The organism is Gracilimonas sp. (assembly GCF_035704785.1).
Lineage (GTDB): Bacteria > Bacteroidota > Rhodothermia > Balneolales > Balneolaceae > Gracilimonas.
In genome coordinates this window covers 1-4,548 of record NZ_DASSWP010000142.1, presented here as the reverse complement: position 1 = coordinate 4,548, position 4,548 = coordinate 1, and the positions used below count along the sequence as shown (strand labels likewise).

3 protein-coding genes are annotated in these 4,548 nt (G+C 41.4%); 2 read left to right on the top strand and 1 reads right to left on the bottom strand.

Going from position 1 to position 4,548, the window contains the following annotated elements; genetic code table 11:
- On the bottom strand, positions 1–253 hold a 253-nt coding region (locus VFM80_RS08535), incomplete at its 3' end, for an NADP-dependent isocitrate dehydrogenase (protein WP_395071406.1).
- Positions 254–767: 514 nt separating this feature from the next.
- On the opposite strand from VFM80_RS08535, the gene mutL reads away from it, so the two are divergent.
- Together mutL and VFM80_RS08525 are read left to right on the top strand one after the other, a co-directional pair.
- Positions 768–2,618 carry a DNA mismatch repair endonuclease MutL gene (mutL, locus tag VFM80_RS08530; RefSeq protein ID WP_395071405.1) on the top strand — a complete coding sequence of 617 codons (1,851 nt, stop codon included), beginning with the start codon at positions 768–770 and terminating at the stop codon, positions 2,616–2,618.
- 370 nt (positions 2,619–2,988) lie between these two features.
- Complete coding sequence (locus VFM80_RS08525; protein WP_395071404.1) at positions 2,989–4,095, top strand: tRNA-queuosine alpha-mannosyltransferase domain-containing protein; 1,107 nt, start codon at positions 2,989–2,991, stop codon at positions 4,093–4,095.
- Positions 4,096–4,548 lie beyond the last annotated feature (453 nt).

Below are 4,548 nucleotides of genomic sequence, written 5' to 3'. Positions count from 1 at the left end.
GCTTCATGATATTTGCCTCAGGCTGTTTGGCCAGTTCTCCCAATTCAGCTAGGTCATCGGATACTTTTTGATCATCGGTGAGATAATCAGGGAAGTTGGCGAGAATACGTCCGGCTAAGGAAATATCCTTAGTCTCAACATTTACCCCGGCTGCTTTGGTATAAGCTTCAGCAATAGGCAGGAAGGAATGAGTGGCTAAATAAGGTCCCTCATCCGTGATAGTGTAAAAGATCTTGGCTTTATCAGTGCTCATTTTAATAAATAATTTACAGTTATAATTAACTTGAAGGTTCGAAATCAGGTCTGTTTCGAAGGAAAATAATGGGCAGGGAGTTTACAAATTTTAGAAGCAAAAGAACATCTGGAAGAATAGTGAATATTGATCAGAGGAATATTGAATGTCGAAGTATAAGATTTATCAATTCAAAATTTAACATTCCGGATTGAATATTCGATATTCTCCTATGGGAATCCCTATATTAAGGCACGATAGGTTAGCCCACTTTGTTAGCCTTCTAAAGCCAATAAAAATGAGGTGTTGTTATGATCAGACCAATGTTCGGCTTCCGGCCTAAACCCAAGAAATTTGACTATCCATTTCGATATTACGATCCGGAGAAGGATGAGAAAGAAAAGCGGCGTAAGAGAATTAAGTTTGAGACACACACACGGCGCAGACCTGCACAATTTTCCAGAATCGTGTTTTTCGCTGCTTTATTAGCTTTCGTTGTTTACCTGATTTCACTTTAAAATACAGATCATTTACATTGAGCGACACCCATATCAGCGATTCCATTATTCACCAACTGCCACCTGAGATAAGCAATAAAATTGCGGCAGGGGAAGTCATACAGCGGCCGGCTTCCGTTATTAAAGAACTTCTCGATAACGCTATCGATGCCGGAGCCGATCAGCTTAAGATCCTGATCCAGAATGCCGGACGAACTCTTATTCAGGTTTCTGATAACGGTTGCGGAATGAGTAAGGAAGACCTTCCGCTTTGTTTTGAACGCCATGCTACCTCCAAGATCAATTCTGTTGATGACCTCTTCAAAATTCGCACTCTCGGCTTTCGGGGAGAGGCCATGGCTTCCATTGCGTCCATTTCTCAGGTTACTGTAAAGACAAAAAGAGCTGAAGATGAGAACGGCTGGGAATTCGAGGTCTGTGGTGGTGAAGAACGAGAGATAAAACCGACCGCTACAGATGACGGGACTACTATTGCCGTTCGTAATCTATTCTTCAATGTGCCTGCCCGCCGGCAGTTTTTAAAAACGGATGTAACCGAACTCCGGCACATTCTCCGAACCATACAGTATGCTGCTCTTGCAAGCACTGATGTGGCTTTTTATGTGGAAGCGGACGGAGATGTGATCTATGACTTGCCCATTCAAGATCTAAAGGATCGGGTTACTCAGATCTTCGGTAGTTCCTACAAAGCGAGTTTGATCGAATTTGGCGAAGAAACCAGTTATGTGAAAATTCATGGGTTTGCTTCAGATCCAAAACTGGCGAAAAAGAGTCGGGGAGAGCAGTTTCTATTTGTGAATGGGCGTCCGTTCCAGCATCGTTATCTTACACACGTGATCCTAAGTTTGTATGATGCCTGGACCCGAAACAATGAATATCCGTTTTATGCATTGTTCTTTGATATTGATCCTTCAAAGGTTGATGTAAATGTTCATCCCGCCAAAATGGAAGTAAAGTTTGAGGATGAACGAAGTGTAATACAGCTTGCGCGTTCTGTGGTGAACAGAGCTTTGAATAAACATTTTCAGGTACCTGATATTCAGCCTAATGAAGATACATTTTTAAGTGACGACCCCTCAAAAGGCTTTGATTCAGGGTTTAGTTTTAACCGGCCCGCAACAAGCGGAGGAGGTGAGGGTGGGTTTCAGGTTCCATCCCGTATAAACTATCGTTCTAACTCGGTTCAGGGAAAAGGAAGAGATCTTGCTGACCAATTGTATGGAGGCAGATCAAATCAGCAGCCATCAGACTATCCTGAAACACAGACTTTTAAACCTGCCCAAGATCAAAAAGAAAAGGTAACGCAAGATCAAGGGTTTTGGCAATTACACAATTCCTATATCCTTACTCAAACGCGCTCGGGACTTACTGTTATCGATCAGCATTTGGCCCATAAACGCATCATCTTCGAAAAGGCAATGAATGCCACCGAAGAGGCTCTTCCTAGTACTCAGCAGCTTTTATTTGCCCAAACCTTAGAACTTTCTGCCTCTGATTACACCTTACTAAAAGAATTACACTCCATTATACAGCGAATGGGATTTTCGGTACAATTATTAAGCGGTAATACCGCAATGATAAACGGGGTCCCGGCTGATATTGAAATTGGAAATGAGGAAGAGGTGTTGATCTCTATGTTACATCAATATCAGGAATTGGGGCAGAAGATCAAGCTGGAAGCACGAGAAAAATTAGCTATTGCGTTCGCTTCTAAAGCAGCCATTCCAAGAGGTAAAAAATTAAGCCAGGAAGAAATGGAATCGCTTGTCGATCAGCTCTTTGCCTGCGAACAGCCGTATCTCGACCCTTTAAAGAAGCCCACGATAAGCTATATCCCGCTGGACGAAATCCAAGCGAGATTCAGGTAAGAACTACCAATTACCTCTCGGTCTCACGGCTTCCAGTCCGTCTGACCGATTGCCTGGCTCTAGCAACTAAGATAAATCACTTAACCATTCCAAACACCTGTGACCTAATCATCGATCAGACGGGTAATCCGGCAGATCGAGTGCGTAGTTGTATAACTTAGCTTCTGGTCTGCCAGCCTCCAGCCGTCTGACCGATTGCTTGATTCTAGGTTCCATGCTTGTCATGCCCTACTGTCCAGGCTCCGAAGCCTAATTCATCGATCAGACGGGTGATCCGTCCGATCGGATTTGGATACATGAATTATTATTCTGCCATCCTAAAAAATGCATATACTTGGACTTAGTTTTTAAAAGATTTGATTAGATCTAAATGAACATTCTGGCGGTAGAACCATTTTACAGCGGCTCCCATAAGGCTTTTCTCAAAGGACTTGAGAAGCACTCAAGCCATAACATCATTCCCATCAAGCTGAACTACAAAGGCTGGAAATGGAGGATGCATGGCGATTCTGTCACTCTAACGGAGATGACCAATAAAGTGGAAGAGGACATTGACCTGTTGCTTACCAGCAGCATGACGAACCTTCCGGCTTTTATGGCTCTTACCAATCCGAGATTTGCCCATACACCGGTGATCATGTATATGCACGACAATCAGTTTACTCGGCCCATTCCGGACGGGGAAAAGCGCGATATGACCTATTGCTACATCAACTATTTGAGTATGCTGGTGGCCGATAAACTGATCTTTTCATCACAGTTTCACTTAGATGATCTTTTTGAGGCACTGCCTAAATTCCTGGACAATTTTCCTGATGGAAAACAGTATAACACTATTGAAAAGATCAAAGAGAAAAGCTTGGTGATGCATCCCGGTCTGGATCTAAAAAGTTTTGACAAGCAACCGGATACCCGGGCTGAAAATGAAACACCGGTGATCGTATGGAATCAGCGCTGGCAGTTTGACCGGAATCCGGCTATGTTTTTCAGGGTACTGAATAGGTTAAATGATATCGATCTGAAATTCGATCTGATCCTGGCCGGAGATACTCAGCATGAAAAACCGGAGGAATTCGAAAAAGCCTGGCAGCGATTCGGCCAGCAAATTACCCATTTTGGCTATGTGGATGACAAAGAGAACTATAGTAAATTACTTCATTCCGGTGATATCGTAGTATCTACAGCAAGTTATGAATTCTTCTGCGTGGCTATAATGGAGGCGATATATTGTGGATGTCACCCACTGGTGCCCAATAGTTTACATTACCCGGAGTTGATCCCAAAAAGTCTGCATGACCCGTTGCTTCATGCACCGGTTCTGTATGAAACTGAAGATGACCTATTTCATCATTTGAAAGAATTGCTTACCGGGAAGACCAAATCGCTTCCGAAGAACTCTCTTCAAAATATTAATCAACACTTGGATTGGTCGAAACGCATCAAAGACTTTGATAAGTTGTTTGAAGAGATGGTTTAAAATTAGATTAATCCTTTTTTTTATCTGAAGATGAAGAACTAAACTCTTGTGGTTTTTTAGGATTCTTAAGGTTTCCGAGATTATTTAAACTTTTCTTTTTGTAATCAGAATTCTTATTTGATTTCGGGCTTTTCTGCTTGTCCATGATATACTCTCTTTATAATTAAATGTTAACTATTCCTAGTAAAACTGTAGATATAGATGCTATAATAAAAAATAGAGTAAGAATTATATCCAAAAAGCCTAGAAAGGAATCTTTTTTAGCATCTTCTAAAAGCACTGCTTCTAAGTAAGAAGAATTCTCATTAAAAAATTAATAAAACACAACAAATACTTAAGGCAAATCCAGCTAAAGCTATCAAATAGAGAATTTCTTCAAAGCTTGTTTTAGAGATATTTAAATTAAGTAAGGTCACAAGTAGCCCAATACCTGCTATAGAAAGAGTTAATATA